The 21,863-nt window shown below is 71.7% G+C and carries 26 protein-coding genes; 15 read left to right on the plus strand and 11 right to left on the minus strand.

The window, feature by feature from the left end; genetic code table 11:
- The first annotated feature begins 118 nt into the window (after positions 1 to 118).
- Positions 119 to 796, plus strand: coding sequence for a hypothetical protein (locus OG990_RS32090; RefSeq protein ID WP_406076957.1), 678 nt, complete (start codon positions 119 to 121; stop codon positions 794 to 796).
- Positions 793 to 954 carry a hypothetical protein gene (locus OG990_RS32095; RefSeq protein WP_406076958.1) on the plus strand — a complete coding sequence of 54 codons (162 nt, stop codon included), beginning with the start codon at positions 793 to 795 and terminating at the stop codon, positions 952 to 954. Before OG990_RS32090 ends, OG990_RS32095 begins: the two co-directional genes overlap by 4 nt.
- A 253-nt stretch (positions 955 to 1,207) precedes the next feature.
- On the opposite strand, the gene pstB is transcribed toward OG990_RS32095, so the two are convergent.
- The 7 genes from pstB to OG990_RS32130 all read right to left on the minus strand — a co-directional run bounded on the left by pstB (position 1,208) and on the right by OG990_RS32130 (position 8,342).
- Positions 1,208 to 1,984, minus strand: coding sequence for a phosphate ABC transporter ATP-binding protein PstB (gene pstB, locus OG990_RS32100; protein WP_328420910.1), 777 nt, complete (start codon positions 1,982 to 1,984; stop codon positions 1,208 to 1,210).
- A 17-nt stretch (positions 1,985 to 2,001) separates the two neighbouring features.
- Complete coding sequence (gene pstA / locus OG990_RS32105; RefSeq protein WP_406078132.1) at positions 2,002 to 3,090, minus strand: phosphate ABC transporter permease PstA; 1,089 nt, start codon at positions 3,088 to 3,090, stop codon at positions 2,002 to 2,004.
- Positions 3,087 to 4,178, minus strand: a complete 1,092-nt coding sequence (gene pstC / locus OG990_RS32110; RefSeq protein WP_406078133.1) for a phosphate ABC transporter permease subunit PstC — start codon at positions 4,176 to 4,178, stop codon at positions 3,087 to 3,089. The genes pstA and pstC overlap by 4 nt, the downstream gene beginning before the upstream one ends.
- Positions 4,179 to 4,212: 34 nt before the next feature.
- Entirely contained in the window at positions 4,213 to 5,319 is a 1,107-nt protein-coding gene (pstS, locus tag OG990_RS32115) for a phosphate ABC transporter substrate-binding protein PstS (RefSeq protein WP_406078134.1), read from the minus strand.
- A gap of 305 nt (positions 5,320 to 5,624) precedes the next feature.
- On the minus strand, positions 5,625 to 6,551 hold the full coding sequence (gene mshD / locus OG990_RS32120; protein WP_406078135.1) for a mycothiol synthase: 927 nt from the start codon (positions 6,549 to 6,551) through the stop codon (positions 5,625 to 5,627).
- 51 nt (positions 6,552 to 6,602) lie between these two features.
- Entirely contained in the window at positions 6,603 to 7,466 is an 864-nt protein-coding gene (locus OG990_RS32125) for a polysaccharide deacetylase family protein (protein WP_386988159.1), read from the minus strand.
- A gap of 156 nt (positions 7,467 to 7,622) precedes the next feature.
- Positions 7,623 to 8,342, minus strand: a complete 720-nt coding sequence (locus OG990_RS32130) for a response regulator transcription factor (RefSeq protein ID WP_328426127.1) — start codon at positions 8,340 to 8,342, stop codon at positions 7,623 to 7,625.
- A gap of 241 nt (positions 8,343 to 8,583) precedes the next feature.
- Between OG990_RS32130 and OG990_RS32135 the strand changes: the two genes are divergently transcribed.
- The 7 genes from OG990_RS32135 to OG990_RS32165 all read left to right on the plus strand — a co-directional run bounded on the left by OG990_RS32135 (position 8,584) and on the right by OG990_RS32165 (position 13,746).
- The gene (locus OG990_RS32135) at positions 8,584 to 9,639 is read left to right on the plus strand and encodes a hypothetical protein (RefSeq protein WP_328420898.1); all 1,056 of its coding nucleotides are present in this window, start codon (positions 8,584 to 8,586) and stop codon (positions 9,637 to 9,639) included.
- A gap of 107 nt (positions 9,640 to 9,746) precedes the next feature.
- Entirely contained in the window at positions 9,747 to 10,535 is a 789-nt protein-coding gene (locus tag OG990_RS32140) for a DUF2993 domain-containing protein (RefSeq protein ID WP_406078136.1), read from the plus strand.
- Between the two features lie 107 nt (positions 10,536 to 10,642).
- Positions 10,643 to 10,720: an Ms5788A family Cys-rich leader peptide gene (locus tag OG990_RS32145; RefSeq protein WP_310503780.1), complete on the plus strand. Its 78-nt coding sequence runs from the start codon at positions 10,643 to 10,645 to the stop codon at positions 10,718 to 10,720.
- 208 nt (positions 10,721 to 10,928) lie between these two features.
- Positions 10,929 to 11,777, plus strand: coding sequence for a sulfurtransferase (locus OG990_RS32150; protein WP_355601643.1), 849 nt, complete (start codon positions 10,929 to 10,931; stop codon positions 11,775 to 11,777).
- Between the two features lie 2 nt (positions 11,778 to 11,779).
- On the plus strand, positions 11,780 to 12,100 hold the full coding sequence (locus OG990_RS32155) for a DUF1416 domain-containing protein (RefSeq protein ID WP_328420892.1): 321 nt from the start codon (positions 11,780 to 11,782) through the stop codon (positions 12,098 to 12,100).
- Positions 12,101 to 12,251: 151 nt separating this feature from the next.
- The gene (locus tag OG990_RS32160; protein ID WP_386988149.1) at positions 12,252 to 12,797 is read left to right on the plus strand and encodes a winged helix-turn-helix domain-containing protein; all 546 of its coding nucleotides are present in this window, start codon (positions 12,252 to 12,254) and stop codon (positions 12,795 to 12,797) included.
- An 88-nt stretch (positions 12,798 to 12,885) separates the two neighbouring features.
- Complete coding sequence (locus tag OG990_RS32165) at positions 12,886 to 13,746, plus strand: hypothetical protein (RefSeq protein ID WP_406078137.1); 861 nt, start codon at positions 12,886 to 12,888, stop codon at positions 13,744 to 13,746.
- Between the two features lie 18 nt (positions 13,747 to 13,764).
- Here OG990_RS32165 and OG990_RS32170 read toward each other — a convergent pair whose 3' ends face one another.
- The 3 genes from OG990_RS32170 to OG990_RS32180 form a co-directional block, all read right to left on the minus strand.
- Entirely contained in the window at positions 13,765 to 15,819 is a 2,055-nt protein-coding gene (locus OG990_RS32170; protein ID WP_406078138.1) for a glycogen debranching N-terminal domain-containing protein, read from the minus strand.
- Positions 15,816 to 16,199, minus strand: coding sequence for an SCP2 sterol-binding domain-containing protein (locus tag OG990_RS32175; protein WP_328420886.1), 384 nt, complete (start codon positions 16,197 to 16,199; stop codon positions 15,816 to 15,818). The genes OG990_RS32170 and OG990_RS32175 overlap by 4 nt, the downstream gene beginning before the upstream one ends.
- Before the next feature lie 81 nt (positions 16,200 to 16,280).
- The gene (locus tag OG990_RS32180) at positions 16,281 to 16,655 is read right to left on the minus strand and encodes a DsrE family protein (RefSeq protein ID WP_328420884.1); all 375 of its coding nucleotides are present in this window, start codon (positions 16,653 to 16,655) and stop codon (positions 16,281 to 16,283) included.
- Positions 16,656 to 16,667: 12 nt separating this feature from the next.
- Between OG990_RS32180 and mtfM the strand changes: the two genes are divergently transcribed.
- Positions 16,668 to 16,772: a small membrane protein MtfM gene (mtfM, locus tag OG990_RS32185; RefSeq protein ID WP_030327764.1), complete on the plus strand. Its 105-nt coding sequence runs from the start codon at positions 16,668 to 16,670 to the stop codon at positions 16,770 to 16,772.
- Between the two features lie 5 nt (positions 16,773 to 16,777).
- The gene (locus OG990_RS32190; protein WP_328420882.1) at positions 16,778 to 17,368 is read left to right on the plus strand and encodes an FABP family protein; all 591 of its coding nucleotides are present in this window, start codon (positions 16,778 to 16,780) and stop codon (positions 17,366 to 17,368) included.
- A 3-nt stretch (positions 17,369 to 17,371) separates the two neighbouring features.
- Here the strand turns inward: OG990_RS32190 and OG990_RS32195 are convergent, their stop codons facing one another.
- Positions 17,372 to 18,247, minus strand: a complete 876-nt coding sequence (locus OG990_RS32195; RefSeq protein WP_406078139.1) for an aminotransferase class IV — start codon at positions 18,245 to 18,247, stop codon at positions 17,372 to 17,374.
- 75 nt (positions 18,248 to 18,322) lie between these two features.
- Here OG990_RS32195 and OG990_RS32200 point away from each other — a divergent pair, with 75 nt between their 5' ends.
- The 4 genes from OG990_RS32200 (at position 18,323) to OG990_RS32215 (ending at position 21,765) form a co-directional block, all read left to right on the plus strand.
- A complete protein-coding gene (locus OG990_RS32200; protein ID WP_328420878.1) occupies positions 18,323 to 18,751 on the plus strand; it encodes a Fur family transcriptional regulator in 429 nt (142 codons plus the stop codon).
- On the plus strand, positions 18,748 to 19,860 hold the full coding sequence (locus OG990_RS32205) for a YgfZ/GcvT domain-containing protein (RefSeq protein WP_406078140.1): 1,113 nt from the start codon (positions 18,748 to 18,750) through the stop codon (positions 19,858 to 19,860). The genes OG990_RS32200 and OG990_RS32205 overlap by 4 nt, the downstream gene beginning before the upstream one ends.
- Positions 19,861 to 19,883: 23 nt before the next feature.
- A complete protein-coding gene (locus OG990_RS32210; protein WP_406078141.1) occupies positions 19,884 to 20,711 on the plus strand; it encodes a 3-keto-5-aminohexanoate cleavage protein in 828 nt (275 codons plus the stop codon).
- A 94-nt stretch (positions 20,712 to 20,805) separates the two neighbouring features.
- The gene (locus tag OG990_RS32215; protein ID WP_406078142.1) at positions 20,806 to 21,765 is read left to right on the plus strand and encodes an asparaginase; all 960 of its coding nucleotides are present in this window, start codon (positions 20,806 to 20,808) and stop codon (positions 21,763 to 21,765) included.
- The last annotated feature ends 98 nt before the right edge of the window (positions 21,766 to 21,863 follow it).

Consider the following 21,863-nt stretch of genomic DNA (forward strand, 5'->3'; position numbering starts at 1 on the left):
CGCGGCGCTGGTCAGGGTGTGGTGATCTTCGCTGATGATCGACTGCCCTCGGGAAGGTTCGATCTGTTCCGGTGTTGCGCGTGGCTCATAGCAGGGCCCTCGGTGAGGGTTGCAGGTCGTGACACACGACAACACGCCCACCGAGGGCCATGCTCTGGTCTACCAGGTCCATCTGCCCTTGTCGACGAAGTCGCTGACCATGATCACTCAAGCGATCCGCCGGTATCGCCGTGGTGTGCGCTCGCGGTGGCGCAAGCTGCCCGATGAGCAGGTCGCCCTCATCGTGCTGGCCGTGCTCCGCCATGATCAGCGTCCCGCCGACCTCGCCGCCGCCTACGGGGTGTCGCATCACAGCGTGCGCCGCTGGGTTCGGCAAACCATCACCACTCTCGCCGCGATGGCGCCCCGCCTGGACCGAGTCCTCACCCACACCGCCCGCACCAGCAGTGAGGACCCGCTGCTGTTCGACGGCACCTGCCTGCCCGTGCACCGCCCGAGCGGCCGCGCCGAACGACGCCTGTGGTGCGGCAAACACAAGGCTCACCACCTACGCGTACTCACCCTCACCGACCACCACGGCCGGCTGCTCTGGATCTCCGCCGCCGCCGGCGCCCGCACCCACGAAGCCACCCAAGCCAAACGCCTACGCCTACCCACCCGGCTACGCCGTCATGACCTCGCCGTCATCTGCGACCGCATCCACACCCGCCTCGACGACCAACCCGAGAACCCCACCGTCATCACCGGACGACGCGGCAACCGCCACCACCCCTCACCCCCGCCCAACACAGCGTGAACACCCTGCTCAGCCGCGAACGCGCGGCCAATGAACACGCCCACGCTCACCTCAAGAACTGGCGCATCCTCACCCGACTACGCCACGGCTGGCGCCCACACGCCACCACCCTGCTACGCGCCCTACTCGTGCTGACCAACACCGAAATCAACCGCTAGACAGATGATCAACACCGAAGATCCACACCCGCACACCAGCACCCCAACCACACCACCACGACCTGTCAACCATCCCTGAGCAGCCCAAACAGGATGAGACAAGCTCCAGGAAGTAGTGGGGTCGTCGTGCGACGGAGGCCACTACTTCCATGTTCGAGCACGATCTTGGAGGTGGCGGCGCACGGGCGACGTTGGATACGACACCGGCGCCCACGCCGGGTGGGCGGGGCGCCGGTGACCGGTTGCGGACGGCTCAGCCGAAGCGGCCGGTGATGTAGTCCTCGGTCTTCTTCACGCTCGGGTTGCTGAAGATCTTCTGGGTGTTGTCGTACTCGATCAGCCGGCCCGGGTCGCCGGTCTTCTCGATCGAGAAGAAGGCGGTCCGGTCCGACACCCGCGCGGCCTGCTGCATGTTGTGCGTCACGATGATGATCGTGAACTTGTCCTTGAGCTGGAACATCAGGTCCTCGATGGCCAGCGTGGAGATCGGGTCCAGGGCCGAGCAGGGCTCGTCCATCAGCACGACCTGCGGCTCGACCGCGATGGTCCGGGCGATGCAGAGCCGCTGCTGCTGACCGCCGGAGAGGCCCGCGCCGGGCTTGCCCAGCCGGTCCTTGACCTCGTCCCACAGGTTCGCCGAGCGCAGTGCCTTCTCGGCCGCGTCCTCCAGGATCGACTTCTTCCGGACGCCGTTGAGCTTCAGCCCGGCCACCACGTTCTCGAAGATGCTCATGGTGGGGAACGGGTTCGGCCGCTGGAAGACCATGCCGATCATGCGCCGAACCGCGGTGACGTCCACGTCCCGGTCGTAGATGTCCTGGTCGTCGATGGTCAGGCTGCCCTCGACCCGGGCCCCCGGCAGCACCTCGTGCATCCGGTTGATCGACCGCAGGAAGGTGGACTTGCCGCAACCGGACGGGCCGATCAGGGCGGTGACCGTCTTCGGCTCGACGGTCAGGTTGATGTTCTCGATCGCCTTGAAGCCGCCGTAGTAGGCGGTGACGTTCGAGGCTGCGACGCGCTTGGCCATGGTGGAACCTCCGGGGTTCATCGGCTGAGCCTGTTACGACGGGCCAGCAGCTTCGCCCCGATCGTCAGGATGAGCACGAGGGCGACCAGGGTGAGTGCCGCGGTCCATGCCCGTGCCGGCGCGTACCTCGACGCGTCGCCGGCCTGCTGGTAGACGAAGAGGGACAGTGACGACTGGTTGTTCTCGAAGGGGTTGGTGTTGATCGCGGCACCGCCGCCGGCGACCAGCAGCACCGGCGCGGTCTCGCCGGCCGCACGGGCGATGGCGAGCATCACGCCGGTGACGATGCCGGGCAGCGCCGTCGGCAGCACCACCCGCAGGATGGTCTTCCACTTGGGTACGCCGAGCGCGTAGGCGCCCTCGCGCAGTGGCGCCGGGACGAGGCGGAGCATCTCCTCGGTGGACCGGACGATGGTGGGCAGCATGAGCACGCTCAGCGCGAGCGCGGCGGCGAAGCCGGAGAAGCTCGGCCGACCGTCGTTGAACCACGGCGACACGACCAGCACCCAAAAAGCCAGCACGAAGAGGCCGGAGACGATCGACGGGATGCCGGTCATCACGTCCACGAAGAACCGGATCGCGAAGGCGAACTTGCCCCGGCCGTACTCGACGACGTAGATGGCGCAGAGGATGCCGAGCGGCACGGTGATCAGGGTGGCGACGCCGACCTGCTCCAGCGTGCCGATGATCGCGTGGTACGCGCCGCCGTTGGTGTCTCGGGCCCCGATGTTGTTCATCGAGGTCTGGAAGAAGTTGACGTCCAGCCGCTCGGCGCCCTTGCTGACCAGCGTCCAGACCACCGACACGAGCGGCAGCACCGCCAGCACGAACGCGGAGTGGATCAACGCGCTCCAGGTGCGGTTGCGGGCCGACCGGCGCCCCTCGACCGCGTTCGCCGCGGCGAAGAGCCCGACCAGGTAGAGCACCGCGCCGAGGGCGACCACGAGGACCGGGCCGCCGGTGCCGGTGCCGTAGACGATCACGGCGGAGAGCGCCAGGGCCGCCACGGCGATGGCCGGTGCGGCGTACCAGGGCAGCCGCCGAGCCCGCAGCGAGGGAGGCTGGGCCGGCGGACGAGTGCGGTGGGAGGTGACGGTTGTGGTCATGCGGCCGACTCCGTGAACTCCCGGCGGCGGTAGATGATCGCCCGCGCCGTGATGTTGACGATCAGCGTGATGGCGAACAGCACCAGGCCGGAGGCGATGAGTGCGCCCCGGCCGGTCTCGTTCGCCTCGCCGAACGCGTTGGCGATGTTGGCGGCGATGGTGTTGCCGCCGTTCTGGATCAGGTTGAACGAGACGCCGAAGGTGATGCCGAGGGTCATCGCCAGGGCGATGGTCTCACCGAGGGCGCGGCCCAGCCCGAGCATCACCGCGGCGATGATGCCGGGGCGTCCGTAGGGCAGCACTGCGGTGCGGAGCATCTCCCAGCGGGTGGCACCCAGGGCGAGGGCGGCCTCCTCGTTCGCGGTCGGCGTCTGGAGGAACACCTCGCGGGAGAGCGAGGTGATGATCGGCAACACCATGATCGCGAGTACCAGGGCACCCAGCATGATCGACTTACCGAACGGGCCGTCGCCGCCGAAGATCGGGAGCCAGCCGAAGTATTTGTTCAGCCAGACCGAGAAATCCCGGACCGGGTTGATGAAGATGTCCCGCCCCCAGAGGCCGAAAACCACGCTCGGCACGGCGGCGAGCAGGTCGACCAGGAAGCCGAGCGCGGTGCCCAGCCGGCGGGGCGCGTAGTGCGAGAGGTAGAGCGCGATTCCGAGTGCGACCGGTACCGCCATGAGCAGCGCCAGCGCCGAGCTGAGCACGGTGCCGAAGGCGAGCGCACCGATGCCGAACTTTGGCTGCGCCTCGTTGGGGGACCAGCCCTCGTAGGACCAGAAGTTCTCGGTGTTGGCGCGCAGGGCCGGCACCGCCTTGGCGACCAGGAAGATCGCGATGGCGGCGATGATGACCAGAACGGCGGTGCCGGCGGCCAGGGTGAGACCGCGGAAGGCCCGCTCGGCGCCGAACTTACGGCTGCGCGGCAGCGCGCCGCCGCCGCCCAGCCCGGTGCCGCCCGGGGAACGGGTGCTGACTGGTGCCTCGGCCACACGCGCCGAGGCACCGGCGGGCCACTCGTGACTCTGGGTCACGCGCGTCCCGCCGGTGCCGGCGTCGGCCGAGCGGGGTGGGGTGTCACCCATCTGCTCGCTCGATTCGGTTGCGGAGTGGTGTCGGTCAGGAGATGTTCTTGACTGCGGCCTCGACCTTGGTGCGGACGCTCTCCGGCAGCGGGGCGTAGCCCAACTCGGTCATGGCAGCCTGGCCCTCGGTGCTGGCGGCGTAGCCCAGCAGACCCTTGACCAGCGGCAGCTTGTCGGCCGGGAGGCCCTTGCTGCAGACGATCTCGTACGTCGCCAGGACGATCGGGTAGGCCCCGGCCTCCTTGGTGTTGTAGTCGATCGACAGCTTGAGGTCGTCGCCCTGGCCCTCGACCTTGGCGCCGGCGATGGTCTTGCCGGCCGCCTCGGCGGTCAGCGCGGCGAACTCGCCGTTGCCGTTGCCGATCTTGGCCATCTTCAGAGCGGCGTTCTCGGCGAACGACCACTCCATGTAGCCGATGGAGCCGTCGGCGCCCTTGACCGAGCTGGCCACACCGTCCGAGCCCTTGGCGCCGGTGCCGCCCGGGCCCTTCCACTGCTTGGCCTTACCGAGGGTCCAGTCGGCCTCGGCGGTCTTCGAGAGGTAGTTGGTGAAGTTGTCGGTGGTGCCCGACTCGTCCGAACGGTGGACGGTCTGGATGGTGGTCGCCGGGAGGGTGGCGCTCGGGTTGTCGGCCTTGATCGCCGCGTCGTCCCACTTGGTGACCTTGCCGGCGAAGATCTTCGCCAGGGTGGCCGGCTTGAGCTGGAGGTTGTCCACGCCGCTGACGTTGTAGGCGACGGCAACCGGGCCGATCACCATCGGCAGGTGGATGGCCTTGCCACCGACGCACTTCGCGTCAGCCTGCGGCTGCTCCTCCGGCTTGAGCGCGGAGTCGGAGCCGGCGAAGTCGGCAGTCCCGGCGATGAACGCCTGGATGCCGGCGCCCGAGCCGGTCGGCTCGTAGTTGATCGTGGTGCCCTGGCACTTCTGCTGGTACGCCTTGATCCACTCGGCCATGGCGTTCTTCTGCGCCGACGAGCCCTGGGCGTTCAGCGTGCCGGTGGCGCAGTCGACCGCGGCGGCCGAGCCCGAAGCGCTGGCGCTGGAGGTGGGCTCGTTGTTGTCCGAGCCGCATGCACTGAGACCGAGCGTCGCGGCGAGAGCGAGGCAGGCAAGAGTGCCGTACCGCTGGAGCTTCACCTGAGGGGTTTCCCTTCGCGTCTGACTTGGCGCCCCGATCCCGGGGCCCGAGGACCGGCACTGACCGGCTGACACGAAAGTTAGAAGTGCCAGGTAGCCGGTTCGCCGGTCGCAAGTGAACGCGAGGTGAACACGTACGCCCCTCGAGGTGACCGCTTGCTGAGGGTGGGTTGTCCGTTAAGTGAACTCGGGTACACCTGTCGGAAGTATGGTCATATATCCGGTTGGGCGTTATCCCGCCGACGCGTGGCCGTTACCCCCTGGTGACCCGGCCGCAGCGGCTGCCCGGAGGTCAACTCCGCTGGTCAGCCCAGGTGGTAGTTGATGTGCGCGGACCAGCGGGCGAAGCCCAGCCGTTCGTAGAGCGCCACCGCGCCGGTGTTCGAGTCGTCCACGTAGAGCATCACCCGGTCCAGCCCTCGCCGGTCCCGCAGGTACGCCAACCCGGCGGTGGTCAGCGCCCGGCCGAGCCCGCCGCCGTGCGCGGTCGGTTCCACGCCGAGCACGTACACCTCGCCGATCCGGGCCGACCCCGGGCGCTCGTGCACCTTGGTCCAGTGGAAGCCGAGCAGTCGGCCCGTGGCGGTCTCCTCGGCGAGCAGGAAGCCGCCCGGGTCGAACCACGGCTCGGCGAGGCGGACCCGCAGGTCGTCCGAGGTCCACCGACCCTGCTCGGGGTGCTCGGCGAAGGCCCGCGCGTTGAGGGCCAGCCAGGCCGCGTCGTCCGCGCCCGGCCGGAACGCGCGCAGCACCACCCCATCGGCCAGCCGCGGCTCGGGCAGCGGGGCGGCCAGTGGCCGGCGTAGCTGCCAGAGCACCCGCACCCGGGTGAACCCGAGGTCGACCGCGAGCGCGGCGGCCGACGGGTGGTCGCCGTGCGCCCACGCCCGCAGCGGCCCGGTGGCCGAGGCGAGCACGCCCCGAACCAGCGCCCGCCCGGTGCCCCTCCGGCGGTACGCGGGGTGCACCACCAGCTCCACCCCGATCCCGCCGACCGGGTCGGTGGTGTCCAGGTGCGCGTACCCGGTGAGGGTGCCGTCGTCGGCGCGGGCGATCAGGTGCACGGCCGGCGCACTGGGATCACGAAGCCGGAGCAGGACGTGCTCGTCGAGCGGGTCCGCGCCGTCGGTGTCGCCTGCGGAGCGGGCCAGGGCCAGCACGTCGGCGATCTCCGCCGGGGCCAGTCGGTCGGTCCGGGTCACCTGGTCGCTGGTCGGCTCCGCGCTGCTCATCCCGTCACCGTAGTCGCCGGGGACGACGGTCGGCCGGGATCCCCGACCGGCTCACGTCGGGTCGGTGGGCAGCGCCTCCAGCTCGAACCGTCCGGTGAGGTCGGCCAGGATCCGGTGCAGCGCGTCCACCGTGCCCTGCCGGTCCCCACCCGCGTCGTGCAGCAGCACCACCGATCCTGGCTCGGCCTGGGTGAGCACTGACGCGGCGATCTTGGAGGCGCCGGGGGCCTCCCAGTCCGCCGGGTCCACCGACCAGTGCAGCGGGGTCATGCCGAGCTGCTGCGCCATCGACACCACAGGGTAGGTCCAGGCGCCGCCGGGCTGGCGATACCAGACGATCGGCGCGTCCGGCACCGCTGCCCGGATCGCCTCGTTGGTCCGCAACAGGTCGGCGCGAATCGTGTCCGCCGAACGATTGCCCAGGGTGACGTCGTGGTGCCAGGAGTGGTTGCACAGGGTGTGCCCATCGGCCACGATCGCCCGAATCAGATCGGGGTGGGCCTGGGCGTTCTCGCCCACCACGCAGAACGTGGCCTTGACGTCGAACTCGCGCAGCGTGGCGAGGACCTGCGGGGTGTATCGCGGGTCCGGTCCGTCGTCGAAGGTCAGCGCGAGTCGTGGAGTGCCGGTGGTGGAGTGCGCGCCGAACAGCTTCTCGCCCTCGGCGTCCCGCCCCGACCCGTCCTGACCGGCCTGGGCGGGGCCGCTGCTGGTGGTCGGGGCCGCGCTGGACGCGTCGTCGGTGGGCTGGTCGGCGTAGTACGGCCCGTCGGCGTTCGTGTTGACCCCGGTCCCCTGCCGCTGAGGCTGGTCGGGGATGAGACTGCGGCCCAGCACGTACGCCGAGCCGAGCAGCGCCGTCACCACCAACACCACGATTCCCGCCGCCCGGACGGTCGGGTTGCTCCACTTCACGGCTTCCGCCTGGCTGACCGGTCACGCCGGCCCGTGGTCCCCGTGGTCACTGCGCGCACCGTCGCCCCTTTCTCCGACAAACCCGGCAGTCAGAATAGAACCGACGAGCTGCGCCAAAAGGGCATACGGGGAATCGTTCCCCCGCCTGGGTGCGGATCAGACGGGCAGCGGCGCGTGCTCCGCCTCGGGCAGCGACCGCGAGGGCGGTACGACGAACTTGTAACCCACCTGGCGGACGGTGCCGATCATCGACTCGTACTCCGAGCCGAGCTTGGCGCGCAGCCGTCGGACGTGCACGTCCACCGTGCGGGTGCCGCCGAAGTAGTCGTAGCCCCAGACCTCGCGCAGCAGCTGATCCCGGGTGAACACCCGGCCCGGGTGCTGGGCCAGGAACTTCAGCAGCTCGAACTCCTTGTACGTGAGGTCGAGCGGGCGCCCCTTCAGCTTGGCCGCGTAGGTGTCCGGGTCGATGGTCAGCTCGCCGGCCCGGATCGAGCCGCCGGCGCCAGCGGTCGCGTTGCTCAGCCGGCCCACCGCCAGCCGCAGTCGCGCCTCCACCTCGGCGGGGCCGGCCGCGGCGAGGATGACGTCGTCGACGCCCCAGTCCGCGTTCAACGCGATCAGGCCGGCTTCGGTCACCACCGCGACCAGCGGCACCCCGAGCCCGGTGGCGTGCAGCATCCGGCAGGTCGCCCGGGCCTCGCTCAGCTCCGACCGCGCGTCCACCAGCACCGCGTCGGGGCTGGGGCCCGCGACCAGGGTGCGGACGTCGCGCGGTGCGGTGCGGACCGAGTGCGGCAGCAGGTCGAGTGCCGGCAGAACAGCGGACGGTTCCCCTGCGCGTGCGGTCACCAGCAGCAGGATCTCCACGATCACCTCCGTCCCGGCGGCGCTCGGCCGCGCGCGACCAGACACACTCACGGGGGAGTGCGCTGAGAAATTGCGTGGTCCCGGCGTCGCTGACGGGCGGGTAACGCGTTGAGCCTAACCGATCGCCTTGGCTGTGCCGTCAGGCAATTTCCCGTTTGTCCAGCTTGCCCCTGATCGTGGCACAGGTTTTAACGTTGCTGAAACCCGTGACCACCGCGTCGGGCGGTCGGTCTGGCACGATCGGGGCGTGTTTCCCTCCACCTCGCCCGACGCCGGCCGCGAATCGTGGCCCGACGGGCCCCGCCCGGGCCCGGCCGCACCGACCCGTGGTCACCCGCCTGCGCCGCGTACCGGCCCGCCTGTCATCGACGGCAACCGCCGCGAGCGGGGTGGGCCCCGCCGGGCACGCCGCGCCGGCGAGCCGGCCCGCCGCTCCGAAGACGAGATCGACGAGCCGGAGGAGGAGGTCGTACCCCCGGTCGAGGTGCGCCGTTCGTTGGCGCTGACCATCGCCGGCTTCGCCGCACTGCTCGGTGTCGGCCTGGTGCTCGGCGCGCAGACCTCGGGCCCCGGTCACCGGCTGCCGTTCGCCTTCATCATCTTCGGCGTCCAACTGCTGTTCGTGCTCGCCTGGACGATGGCCATGCGTCCACCGGCGCTGCTGCTGGTCGCCGGGGTCAGCGCCGCGGTCGCCGCAGTCGTCGACATCGCCGCGGTGCAGACCGACGTCGCCGGCCTGGCGCCCCTGGGTTACCTGGCGGCCGGCGGGTTCCTCGCCGCGGTGCTCGGTCAGCTGGTCCGACGGGTCGACCGGGTCCGGGTCACCGACTCGCTCGGCGCCACGCTGCTCATCGTGGTCGGAGTGGTGGCCTTCGGCACCCTGATCGTGCTCAGCAGGATCCCGGCCGGCACCCAGGCGATCACGGTCTGCCTGACCGCGAGCGGGGTCGCGCTGACCGTCGCCCGGCTCACCGACGCGGTGCTGCCCTGGCCCCGGCTGGCCCCGCAGGTCCCCCGGGGCGCCGCCGGCGTGGTTGCCGGCGCGATGGTCGGCACGCTGGTCAGCGCGATGCTCGGCAGCTACCTGGTGGCACCCTTCACGCCGACACGGGCTGCGGTGATCGGCCTGGTCGCGGCGGTCACCGCCGTCCTCTCCGACCTCGCCGTCGGGTACGCGGAGGCGGGCCGGCTGATGGCCGGCGAGCCACCCACCATGTGGGTCGCCCGGCACATGCAGGGTCCGCTCGGCGGCTTCGCCCTGGCCGCGCCGGCCGCGTACGCCATGTGCATGCTCTTTCTCTGAGTCACGGTTGAGCCCGGGACCGGTCGGGTACCTACGGGTGGTGCGCCGCGCTGCGGCAACCGGTACCGACGATCCGCCGCAAGCGGCGGGCGGAGACAGGAGGCGGCGTGGCGCAGGAGTATCCGGCGGACGGGGTCCGGCCCCGACGGCGCGGTCGCAAGCTGCTCATCGGCCTGGTCGTCCTGCTCCTGCTGGTGGCAGGGCTGCTGGTGATCGCGGACCGGGTGGCGGTCGGGGTGGCCGAGCGGGCCATCGCCGACCGGGTCAGCCAGGAGGTCACCAAGCAGGGCGCGCAGGCCGCCGCGCCCGATGTGGAGGTCGGAGGAACTCCGTTCCTGACCCAGGTGCTCGACGGCCGCTACCAGCGGATCTCCATCAAGCTGCGGGACGTGCAGGCCTCGGTTGAGGGCGACGCCGTGCGGCTGCTGGTGCTGGACGTGGACGCCCGCAACGTGCGGGCCTCGTTGGACACTCTGCGCACCGGGCAGGGCGACGTTGTCGCCGACACGGTCAACGGCACCGGCACGATCAGCTACGAGAGTCTCGCCGCGCTGCTGGACCGGCCCGGGCTCACCCTCGGTGAGCAGGGCGGCAAGCTCGCCGTCACCGCCCCGGTCGACATCCTCGGCCAGACGCTCACCGTCAGCGGCACCGCCGACGTCACGGTCGCCAAGAGTGGCGCCGTCGCGCTGCGTTTCAACGACCTGGACGCCGAGGGCCTGCCGAACCTGCCGTTGGCCCGCGCGCTGCTGAACAACTACGCCAAGGGCATCTCCATCGACGTGCCCCTGCCCGACCTTCCCTTCCAGCTCGCCGTTCGGGAGGTCCGGCCGCTGCCCGAAGGGCTGGCGGTCACCGCCGACGCGAAGAACGTGCCGATCAACTCCGCGAGCTGATCGGCCAGCCGGCCGCCGGGCGGAGGGACGCCGGCGGTCGGCCCTGGATTCCCGGATGCTGGTCGACCCAGTGGCAGCACGGTCACTGGCTGGTAGGCTCCGTGGCCATGGGGACCCACCTCACCAAACGGCGCGCGGTCGACCTGTGCCGCGTGGCCACCTGCCTGTGTCGCCCCGTCATCTGACGGCGGGGCTGTTTTCGGCCGCCTGACGGCGGCCACCGGCACGCAGGGTTCTCGTACCCTCCGGTGATCCCACCGAACGCCCGGCAGCGGCGCCGTCGCACGAACCCGTGATCCCGTCCTTCCGCTGGGTCCCGCGCGCGGTGCGACAGTCAAACCCATCGATATTCGCGCGTTGGCTCACCATCCATCCTCACCAGGGAGTGATTCGATGAGTCGCGACACCGCACTCGTTTCGGCCGAGTGGGCCGAGAAGAACCTCGACGCCCCGGGCGTCGTCTTCGTCGAGGTCGACGAGGACACCTCGGCCTACGACACCGGCCACATCGCCGGCGCAATCAAGATCGACTGGAAGACCGACCTGCAGGACCAGGTCCGCCGGGACTTCGTCAACAAGACCCAGTTCGAGGCGCTGCTCTCCGAGCGCGGCATCAGCAACGACGACACCGTCATCCTGTACGGCGGCAACAACAACTGGTTCGCCGCGTACGCCTACTGGTACTTCAAGCTCTACGGCCACCGCGACGTGAAGCTGCTCGACGGCGGTCGCAAGAAGTGGGAGCTGGACGCCCGCCCGCTGGTCACCGACGCGGTGACCCGTCCGGCGACCCAGTACGTCGCGCAGGAGCCGGACACCTCCATCCGGGCCTTCCGCGACGAGGTCGTCGCGGCGATCGGCACCAAGAACCTGGTCGACGTGCGTAGCCCCGACGAGTTCGCCGGCCGGCTGCTCGCCCCCGCCCACCTGCCGCAGGAGCAGGCGCAGCGCGGCGGGCACATCCCCACCGCGATCAGCGTCCCGTGGTCCAAGGCGGCCAATGAGGACGGCACCTTCCGGTCCGACGACGAGCTGCGCAGGATCTACGGGGACGCGGGGCTCGACGACGGCAAGGAGACCATCGCCTACTGCCGGATCGGTGAGCGCTCCTCGCACACCTGGTTCGTGCTCCAGGAGCTGCTGGGTCACCGCAACGTGAAGAACTACGACGGATCCTGGACCGAGTACGGCTCGCTGGTCGGCGTGCCGGTCGCGCTCGGCGACGAGCCCGGGGAGGCCTGACCATGACTGCTCCCACCACCGCGGGTTGCGCCGCCCCGGACCAGGCCGCGCCGCTGCCGGCCAGCCTGGACCTGGAGAAGGAAACCGTGATCACCGGCATCGTCCGCTCCGAGGCGGACGAGGTCGTGGCGGGCGCGTACGTCCGGCTGCTCGACTCGACCGGTGAGTTCACCGCCGAGGTCGTCACCTCGGCCGCCGGCCAGTTCCGGTTCTTCGCCGCGCCGGGCTCCTGGACGCTGCGCGCGCTGTCCCGACACGGCAACGGCGACACCGCCGTCACCGCCGGCCGGGGCATCAACGAGGTCAGCGTCACCGTCGCCTGACAGCCCACCCTCTGATCGACCGGGGCCGGTCACCCTCGCGGGTGACCGGCCCCGGTCGTTTCCCGGTCGAGATGGTCGGAGTCAGTTACGTAGCGTGACCTCGACCATGGGTCGCCCCCCGAAATCCATCGGCGTACGTCACTATCGTCGAGTGGAATTCACGGTCAGTGCGGGTGAAGGCGCCAGGCCCGGTGCAGGGGTCCCGATCGTCGTCTGCGTCACCGCGGACGTCTCGGTGCGGGAGCGGGTGGTGCGCCAGCTCGACGGGGTCGGCCCGGTGGTGAGCTGCGTCGACCTGGCCGAACTGCGGGCCATGCTGTTCCCGTCGCCGCCAGGCGGCGCGGCCACGGCCGTCGCGCCGGTCAGCCCGCCGGCGGTGCCGCAGGGGCCGGTCACGTGGGGCGAGCTGGTCGTCGACCGGGCCGGGCGCCTGGTCACCTGGTGCGGTGATCCGCTCCCGCTCACCCGCACCGAGCGGGAGCTGCTCGCCCGGCTGATCGGTCCGCCGCCGGTGGTGTGGAGCTACCAGCAGCTCTTCGCGGCCGTCTGGAACGGCGCGTACCTGGGCGACAGCGCAGTCGTGCACTCCGCGATCAAGCGGCTCCGGCACAAGCTGCGCAGCCTGCCGGGCGGCCCGCGGGTGCACACCGTGCGGGGCGTCGGCTACCGGCTCGACCCGCCATCCCGGCCCGCCTGACCACCGCCCGACGACCCGGGCTGCCCACCCGCCGCGGCGGGCGCCGGTCGCCGCCGGGCCGGCGGATCGCCCGTGACACCATGGCCGGGTGAGCGGTGCTGTCCGGACGGGGTGGGCCCCGTCGACCGGTCCCGCCGCGCCGGCACCCCGGCGACGGCGGCGCTGGCTGCTGGTCGCGAGCGTGGTCTGGGCCGTGCTGCTGGCCCTGCTCGCCTGGACGTCGGTCCGCGACGATCCACCGACCGTGCGAGAGCAGCGCTCCCTCGACCAGGCCGGCCCGGTGGTCGACCGGGCGGTCGGCGAGTTGGCCCGGGCGGCCGGCGCGGCCGGGCTGCTGGAGCTGAGCCCGGCGCGGATCGGGTCGGGCTGCCGGGTCACCCCGCTCGCTGACGGTGCCACGCTTCGCCGGGAGGTCGGTGTGCTCGCGCCGGCCGGCACCGAGCGCACCGTCCTGGCCGGGATCGCCGAGCGACTTCCCGCGAACTGGCGGGCCTGGGTCGGGTCCGGGCGGGACGGCCCGGTGCTGCGCGCCGACGCTGGTGAGTTCGTCGCCGTCCAGGGACGGCCGACCGGGGACGGTCGGATCCGGTTGACCGTCGACACCGGCTGTCGGCCGACTGGCTCCGGCTACACCCCGCCCTCGACCACCGACGGCGGCCCGGAGGTCGCCGCCCTGACGGCCGCGCTGCGGGCGCTCGGCCGGCCGGCCGACGCCGCGCCGGAGCTGGTCACCGCGCCCTGTCCGGGCGGCGCGTCGGCCCGTACCGCGCGGTCCGCCGCCGGTCCCAACCCGGCCGCGTCGCCGGGCGGGCTCGCGCCGCTGGCCGGCGGCAACCCGCTGCTGGACAACCCCCCGGTGTACGCGTACCGCGCCGGCCCGGTCACCGTGCTGGCCGACCTCACCCCGGACGCCGCCCGGCTGGCCGCCACCGTCGGCTGCCCGGGCTGAGCCGAGCATCCCGCCGGGTCAGACGCCCGGCTGCTGCTCCTCCGGGCCGCGGCTGCGGCCCAGTGCGTCGACCCGACCCCACCGCCCGGGGATGTCCAGCAGCTCGATCCGGCCCATGCCCGGTGGCACGGCCGGATCGATGATCAGGTGCTCGCCCTGCGGCTCCAGCCCCAGCATCACCCGCAGCAGCAGCAACGGTGTGCCGGTCGACCACGCCTGCGGGCTGCACGCGGTCGGGTACTCCACCGGGTAGTCGGTGAGGTCCCGGGCGTAGCCGGCGAACGCCTCGGGCAGCCGCCCATCGAAGTAGCGGGATGCGGCCAGCATCGCGTCGCAGATCAGCCCGGCCTCGTTCCGGAAGCCGTACCGCCACAACCCCCAGGCGATGATCGAGTTGTCGAACGGCCAGACGGTGCCCACGTGGTAGCCGATCGGGTTGTACCGGCCCTGGTCCTCGGCGAGGGTCCGCACCCCCCAACCGGAGAACAGCCGCGGCCCGAGCAGGTGCTCGACCACCTTGCCGGCCCGGGACTCGTCGACGATTCCGCTCCACAGCAGGTGCCCGATGTTCGAGGACAGCGCGTCGACCTGCTTCCCGTCGGCGTCCAGGGCGAGCGCGTAGTACCCGCGGTCGGCGATCCAGAAGTCGTGGTTGAACCGCTGCTTGAGCGCGGCGGCCTCCCGCTCCAGCCGGTCTGCGTAGGCCGGGTCGTTCCAGAACGTCCGGGCCAGCCGGGCGGCCCGGATCTTGGCGTCGTACGCGTAGCCCTGCAGCTCACAGGTGGCCCGGGGAAAGCCGGGCAACCGGCCGTCGGCGTACGAGATGGCATCCCAGGAGTCCTTCCAGCACTGGTTCTGCAGGCCGGTCTCCGGGTTGCGGGTCTGGTACCAGAGGTAGCCGGTGCCGAGCAGGTCGCCGTAGGTGTCGATCCACTCCAGCGCCGCGCGCACCTGCGGTTCCAGCCGCCGGATCAACTCGGAGTCGCCGGTCCAGCGCTCGTACTCGTCGATCAGGATGATGAACAGCGGCGTCGAGTCGGCCGACCCGTAGTACGGCGAGTGCGGCTGCTCCTCGAAACCGGCGGTCTCCCCGTACCGCAGCTCGTGCAGGATCTTGCCCGGCTCCTCGTCCCGGAAGTCGTCCACCCGGTGCCCCTGCAGGCCGGCCAGCATCACGATGGTCGGCGGGATCAGCTCCGGCAGGAACGGCAGCACCTGCAACGAGGTGATGATGCTGTCCCGGCCGAACAGGGTCATGAACCAGGGCAGCCCGGCGGCGAGCAGCCGCACGCCCAGGGCGATCGACTCATAGCGCAGCGCGGCCAGGTCGTTGAGGCTGCGCCGGTACGCCCCGGCCAGCGGCTCGCAGTCGCAGCCGAGCTTCGGCGCCCGGTCGATCAGCTCCTGCTGCTCGGCGCGGATGGCGTCCGCGCTGCGGCTGCCGCCGTAGGGCAGGGTGGCCCGGATGTCCTCCCCCCGCGCGCCGTAGACGACGGTGGACACGTGCAGCCGGGTGCTCCACTCGCTGTTCCGGGCGATCCGGATCTGGAAGGTCATCCCGGAGGAGTCGACCATGGCCGGTGCGCTGGAGGTGATCAGCGTCTCCCGGTGGAACGCCTCCCGCCGGTAGATCAGGCGCAACTCGTTGTCGGCCACCGAAATCGTCGTCTGACCGCGCTTCCGCCGGGCGTTCTTGATCTCGAAGAGGTCGGCGAAGTCCGACGCCATCTCTATTCGGACGGTGAACTCGACCTCCTCGCCGGTGTGGTTCAGCACGGTCAGCTCCTCCTCGAAGCTGCCCACGATCGCCCGGCTGCGGATCACCGACGCCTTGGCGTCCAGGTAGTGCGTCGGTTCGCCGGGGGCCAGGAAGAACTTGGTCCGGTACGACTCGGAATCGTCCATCGACAGGGCGTGCAGCCGCTCGCCGTCCAGGGTGAGCAACCAGTTGGACAGGAAGCGGGTGTCGAAGGAGAACAGCCCGGTCGGGAAGTCGTAGGACGGCTCGATGTCCCCCGTCCGGTCGCTGACCAGGAAGGTGTTGCCGTCCAGGATGCTGACGAGATCGTTCACGCCATCCGCCCGGCCTGCTTCCGAGCCACCTCGCGCGGATCGCGGGTGCCCGGCGGGTTCGGGAAGAACCGCCGGAAGGCCAGGAAGAGCACCACGTTCCCGCTGAACGTGCTCTCGTTGCGCAGCACCGCCGCGACCCCCTGGGCCTCGCCGGTCACCAGCCGGTCGAACAGGGCCGCGCTGCTGTACCAGATGGCGTCGGCCGGCCCGCGGTTGCGGCTGACCTGCACCGACCCCGGCCGCATCCGGACCAGCCAGTGCTCGGTCGTCTGGTCGTCGGTGCCGAGGTCAATCTGAAGGGTTCCGGCGACCAGGCCGCCGAGGACCTCCGGGGCACGCGCCGGCAGTGATTCGAAGAACCTCTCCGTCGCCTCGGTCACATCCGAATCGTAGGCAGCCGTCCGAGATGTCGGGTCGGTATCCGCACTCCGCCCCTACCGTCCGGGTCGTCCCGCCGCTGGTCAGTAGACCAGGGCCTGCGCGCCCTCGGCCAGCGCCTCCTCGACGAAGGCCGCGGCGCCCGCGATCCGGACGCCGGGCAGTACGTCGTCCGGGCCGATCTCCCGCCGGGCCGCGCACTGGGTGCAGGCGGTCACCCTGCCACTGGTCAGGATGACGTGCAGCAGCTCGGCCAGCGGGGCGGAATGCGGCAGCTCGAACTCCTGGGCACGGCCGGGCAGCGCGAACCACGTCGCCTCGCCGGTCAGCCAGAGCGATACGTCCACCCCGGCCGCGACCGCCGTGGCGGCGACCGTGAACGCCTGCGCACACCGCTCCGGGGCGTCCGCCCCCGCGGTGGCCTTGACGACGAGAGTGCGGGCCATGAGGCCCAGCATAGGATGGCCGGGATGGTTACCGAGATCGGGTTCGTCAGCCTGCTGGTCGCCGGCCTGGGCGGGCTCGCCGGTGGCCTGGTCTACCTCGCCGTACGCATATCGAGAGGACGTTGGTGACGCTGGTGAGCGACGAGAACCCGCTGCAGCCCCCGTGGCTGAACGCGCCGCCGGTCGACCCGTACCCGTTCGAGGAGAGTCACGACCTGCGGGTCGGGCCGAAGCTGCACCCGGCGTTGGACGGCCTGCTGCCCTACATCGGCCTGTGGCGCGGCCGGGGCAAGGGTGGTTTCCCCACCGTCGAGGACTTCGACTACGCCCAGGAGATCCGGATCAGCCACGACGGCCGTCCGTTCCTGCACTACGAGTCCCGCGCCTGGATCCTCGACGAGCAGAGCAAGCCGGTCCGCCCCGCCGGGCGTGAGGTCGGCTGGTGGCGGCCGGTGCTGGTGGACGGCCGGGCCACCGACGAGCTGGAGGCTCTGCTGACCACCCCGAGCGGGGTGATGGAGCTCCACCTCGGTAAGCGCAACGGCACCCAGGTCGAGTTCGCCACCGACGCGGTGGTCCGGACGGCGACCGCCAAGGAGGTCACCGGCGGGCACCGGCTCTTCGGCATCGTCGAGGGCGCGCTGCTCTACGCCCAGGACATGGCCGCGATGGGGCACGGGCTCAGCCCGCACCTCTCCGCCCGGCTCGTCCGGGTCGGCGGCTGACCGTCACGGGACGGGGAAACCCAGCACGGCGTGCAGGGCGGGGGTACGCGGGCAGCGCGCCCGGCGCACCCCGTCCAGCGTGTGGATCTCGGTGAGCCCGCGGACCGACGAGGTGAACCAGACGCCGTCCGCCGCGTGCAGCTCGGCTGGGGTGACCATCCGCTCGGCGGCGGTCAGGCCCAGCTCGCCAGCGTGGCCCAGCAGCCAGGCGACGGTCGTGCCGGGCAGGATGCCGGTGGTGGCGGCGGGCACGGTGCAGAGCGTGCCGCCGGTGAGCCACACCACGTTGGCGGTGGGGCCCTCCAGCGCGTACCCGTCGGAGGAGATCCAGAGCACGTCGTCCACCCCGGCCCGGTCGGCCCAGCGGCGGGCGGCGGTGTTGACCGCGTACGAGGTGGATTTGATCCCGGCGGGCAGCCAGTCCAGTCCGGTGCGTGCCCCCGCTGGCACCCCCAGCGGCAGGGTTGCCACGCTGATCCCGTCCCGACGGGCAACCCGGGACGACGCGGGCACCTCGGTCAGCGTGGCGTAGACGCTCGGCGGGCCGCCGGCCTCCGGGCCCCGGGTGCAGACCAGTCGCAGCGCCCCCTCCACCCGCGCCGGCCAGCCCGCGCGCACGGTGTCGAGCAGGTCGATCAGCGCGGCGATGGGTGGCAGGGCCAGCTCGACGGCGGCAGCCGAGGCGGCCAGCCGGGCCAGGTGCTCGTCGCGCAGCCACGGCCGGCCCTGGCGCAGGTGCATGGTCTCGAAGAGGCCGTCGCCGCGCAGCACACCGAGGTCGTCACCGCGGAGCACGGGCTCGCCGGCCGGCACCGGGCCGCGGCCGAGGACGACGATCCGCGCGGTCGGGTCGGCCGCGACCTTTCCGACGGACGACATCACCATGACCGTCGAGCCTAGCGGCGGTCCATCGCGATGCGGAGATCGGCATGGTTGCCGAACTATGATCGGACGGTGTCCGAATCCTCCCTCGCGGAAATGCTGCGGGCCCGTGGGCTGCGGCTGACGGCCCAGCGGCAGCTTGTCCTCCAAGCGGTGCTCGATCTGGGCCACGCCAGCCCCGAGCAGGTGCACAACGCGGTGCGGGAGGTCGCTGCCGGCGTCAACATCACCACCATCTACCGCACGCTGGAGCTGCTGGAACGGCTCGGCCTGGTGACCCACACGCACCTCTCGCACGGCTCGCCGACCTACCACGCGGCCGGTGAGCACCAGCACGTCCACCTGGTCTGCCGGGAGTGTGGCGCGATCGACGAGATCGATCCGGAGTTGCTCCGCCCGCTCGCCGACCAGTTGGTCGCGCAGCGCGGGTTCCGGGTGGACATCGGGCACGTGTCACTCTTCGGTGTCTGCGGACGCTGCGAGAACGGGGACCAGAAATGATCGACATAGCGGGTGCGGTGGCCGTCGAGAGCATCGACGAGGCCAGCCGCGACCAGCCGGAGCCGGCACACGCGGCGGCCGGGGTGCGAGGGGTGGCCGCGCACTACGGCGACCCGCTGCGCGAGCAGCGCATCCTGGACACCGAGGTCGGCCTGGTCGACCGGTCGCACCGGGGGATCATCGCGGTGCCGGGGGAGGAGCGGGCCAGTTGGCTGCACACGATCACCTCGCAGCACCTGGCGACATTGGCCGCCAACGACGGCACCGAGCTGCTGGTGCTGTCCCCGCATGGGCACGTCGAGCAACATGCCATGGTCGCCGAGGATGGCGAGACCACCTGGCTGGACACTGAGCCGGGGGCGACCGCCGGCCTGCTGGCGTACCTGGAGAAGATGCGGTTCTTCAGCAAGGTCGAGCCGCGCGACGCCACCGCCGAGCGGGCGCTGCTGTCGCTGGTCGGGCCGGCGGCGACGGACGTGCTGGGCGTGCTCGGCGTGACCGGGCTGGCCGCACCGGACCTGATCGCCGTGCCGGGTCCGAAGTTCGCCGCCGGTGCCGTGCCGCCCCGAGCGAGCGTCCGGTACGACGTTCGCCCGCTGCCCACCGGCGGGTGGGCCCGACGCGGCCCGCTCGGGGTGGACCTGCTGGTGCCCCGGGCCGCGATGGAGCAGGTGGTGGCGGAGCTGCGCGGCGCTGGCGTACCGGTCGCCGGGCTCTGGGCGTACGAGGCGATCCGGGTGGCCGCCCGGCGGCCCCGGGTCGGGGTGGACACCGACCACCGGACGATCCCGGCCGAGGTGGACCTGATCGGCCCGGCCGTGCACCTGGACAAGGGCTGCTACCGGGGGCAGGAGACGGTGGCCCGGGTGCACAACATGGGCCGTCCGCCGCGTCGGCTGGTGCTGCTGCACCTGGACGGGATCACCACCGACCAGCCGCCGACCGCCGGTACGCCGGTGACCCTCGACGGCCGGACGGTGGGCTTCGTCGGCACCGCCGTGCTGCACCACGAGCTGGGCCAGATCGCCCTGGCGGTGCTGAAGCGGAACGTCCCGGAGGACGCCGCGCTGCGGATCGGCGAGACCGCGGCGGCGATCGACCCGGCCTGACCGGGCCGTCTAGGATCGCCGGCATGACGACAGGGACGTTGATCACGGTAGCCCCGACCGGCGCGGAGTCGGCCAAGGCGGAGGTGCCGGCGCTGCCGGTGACGCTCGACGAGCTGGTGCTCACCGCCAAGGAGTGCGAGGCCCTCGGCGCTGCCGTGATCCACGTTCACATCCGCGACGACGCGGCGCGGCCGACCCTCGACCCGGTGCGCCTGCGGGAGACGGTGGCGGCGCTCCGCGAGAACACCGACCTGATCGTGCAGCTCTCCTCCGGCGGCGCGGTGACCGACCCGGAGGCATCCCGGCTGGCCGTGCTCGACGCCCGCCCGGACATGGCCTCGTGCACCATGGGCACGGTCAACTTCGGTGACGACGTCTTCCTCAACCGCTGGGAGTTCATCGTCGACCTGCACAGCCGGATGCAGGAGCGCGGGATCGTGCCGGAGTACGAGATCTTCGACCTCGGCCACCTGTCCGCGTTGCAGCGGCTGCTGGGTAAGTACGGCCTGCCGGCCGGGGGGCACGTGCACGTCGACTTCGTGATGGGTGTGCCGGGCGGTATGCCGGGCACCACCGAGACGTTGGTCGCGGCGCACCGGATGCTGCGGGACCTGCCGGAGGGCACCACCTTCGCGGCCACCGGCATCGGTCGCAGCACGATCCCGGTCATGTTGGCCTCGCTGTCGACCGGTGGGCACCTGCGGGTCGGCATGGAGGACACCGTGACGTACGCCAAGGGCCGGCCGGTGGAGTCCAACATGCAACTGGTCGCCCGCGCGGTCGGTTTCGCCCAGCTCGCCCAGCGGCCGCCGCTGACCACCGCGGAGGCCCGCGAGCTGCTCGGCCTGTAAGGCCGGCTCTGTCGGGCACCCCTGTCACCCGGGCGGTGGACGACCTGGTCACCCCGCCGCCGAGACCCCCGGGACCGTCGGTACCGTCCAGCACGTGGGAAAGACGTACGAGGGCGGCGCGCCGCTCGCAGAGGTGGTCCGGTCCGGGTTCGTGGAGGGCGCGCACCGCGGCTCGCTGGTGGTGCTGGACGCCGCCGGTGTGCCGGTGGCAGCCGTCGGGGATGTGACCGCACCGATCTTTCCCCGCTCGGCCAGCAAGCCGATGCAGGCGATCGGGATGCTCCGCTCCGGCCTGCCGCTGACCGACCCGGCCGACCTGGCGCTGGTCTCGGCCAGTCACGCGGGTGAGGAATTCCACCTGGCCCGGGTCGGTGCGCTGCTGGATCGGGCCGGGTTGGACGCCTCGGCTCTGCACTGCCCGCCCGACCTGCCGGTGGGCGCGGCGGCCCGGGAGGCCGTGCTGCGCGCCGGGGGCGGCCCGACCCGGGTGCAGATGAACTGCTCCGGCAAGCACAGCGGGATGCTGCTGACCTGCCAGGCTGCCGGGTGGCCGCTGGACGGCTACTGGCTGCCGGAGCACCCGTTGCAGCAGCGGTTGCGGGCAGCCATCGAGGAGTTCACCGGTGAGCAGGCGGCGGCGGTGGGGGTGGACGGCTGCGGCGCCCCGGTGCTCGCCGTGTCGCTGACCGGTCTGGCCGGGGCGTACCTCCGGCTGGTCGACGCCGAGCCCGGTTCGGTGCCGCGCGCGGTGGCCGACGCCATGCGCGCCCACCCGGAGATCGTGGGTGGCACCCGGGCCGACGACACCCGGCTGATGCGCGGCGTTCCGGGCCTGCTGGCGAAGGTTGGCGCCGAGGGCGTGATCGCCGTGGGCCTGCCGGGCGTCGGCGCGGTGGCGCTCAAGATCGACGATGGCGCCGACCGGGCCCGGATGCCGGTGCTGGTCTCCGCGCTGCGCCGGCTCGGCGTGGACGCCCCGGTGCTTGCCGAGTACGCCGAGGTGCCGCTCTTCGGCGGCGGCGTCCCGGTCGGCGCGGTCCGTCCGCTCTGGTGAGCGGCGACTGGTCCCGACCGTCGGGGACGGCCACTCGCGGATGAGCGCGATACCTCAGAGGCATATTCATGCCTCTGAGGTATCAGCCTCATTCGCCC

This window comes from Micromonospora sp. NBC_00858 (assembly GCF_045207365.1).
Taxonomy (GTDB): Bacteria; Actinomycetota; Actinomycetes; order Mycobacteriales; family Micromonosporaceae; genus Micromonospora.

Bases quoted from the DNA above. Each gene is read 5' to 3' on its own strand.
- pstB (WP_328420910.1), bottom strand. From the start codon at position 1,984: ATGGCCAAGCGCGTCGCAGCCTCGAACGTCACCGCCTACTACGGCGGC.
- pstA (WP_406078132.1), bottom strand. From the start codon at position 3,090: ATGACCACAACCGTCACCTCCCACCGCACTCGTCCGCCGGCCCAGCCT.
- pstC (WP_406078133.1), bottom strand. From the start codon at position 4,178: ATGGGTGACACCCCACCCCGCTCGGCCGACGCCGGCACCGGCGGGACG.
- mshD (WP_406078135.1), bottom strand. From the start codon at position 6,551: ATGAGCAGCGCGGAGCCGACCAGCGACCAGGTGACCCGGACCGACCGA.
- OG990_RS32145 (WP_310503780.1), top strand. From the start codon at position 10,643: ATGGGGACCCACCTCACCAAACGGCGCGCGGTCGACCTGTGCCGCGTG.
- OG990_RS32150 (WP_355601643.1), top strand. From the start codon at position 10,929: ATGAGTCGCGACACCGCACTCGTTTCGGCCGAGTGGGCCGAGAAGAAC.
- OG990_RS32155 (WP_328420892.1), top strand. From the start codon at position 11,780: ATGACTGCTCCCACCACCGCGGGTTGCGCCGCCCCGGACCAGGCCGCG.
- OG990_RS32180 (WP_328420884.1), bottom strand. From the start codon at position 16,655: ATGCTGGGCCTCATGGCCCGCACTCTCGTCGTCAAGGCCACCGCGGGG.
- mtfM (WP_030327764.1), top strand. From the start codon at position 16,668: ATGGTTACCGAGATCGGGTTCGTCAGCCTGCTGGTCGCCGGCCTGGGC.
- OG990_RS32195 (WP_406078139.1), bottom strand. From the start codon at position 18,247: ATGTCGTCCGTCGGAAAGGTCGCGGCCGACCCGACCGCGCGGATCGTC.
- OG990_RS32205 (WP_406078140.1), top strand. From the start codon at position 18,748: ATGATCGACATAGCGGGTGCGGTGGCCGTCGAGAGCATCGACGAGGCC.
- OG990_RS32210 (WP_406078141.1), top strand. From the start codon at position 19,884: ATGACGACAGGGACGTTGATCACGGTAGCCCCGACCGGCGCGGAGTCG.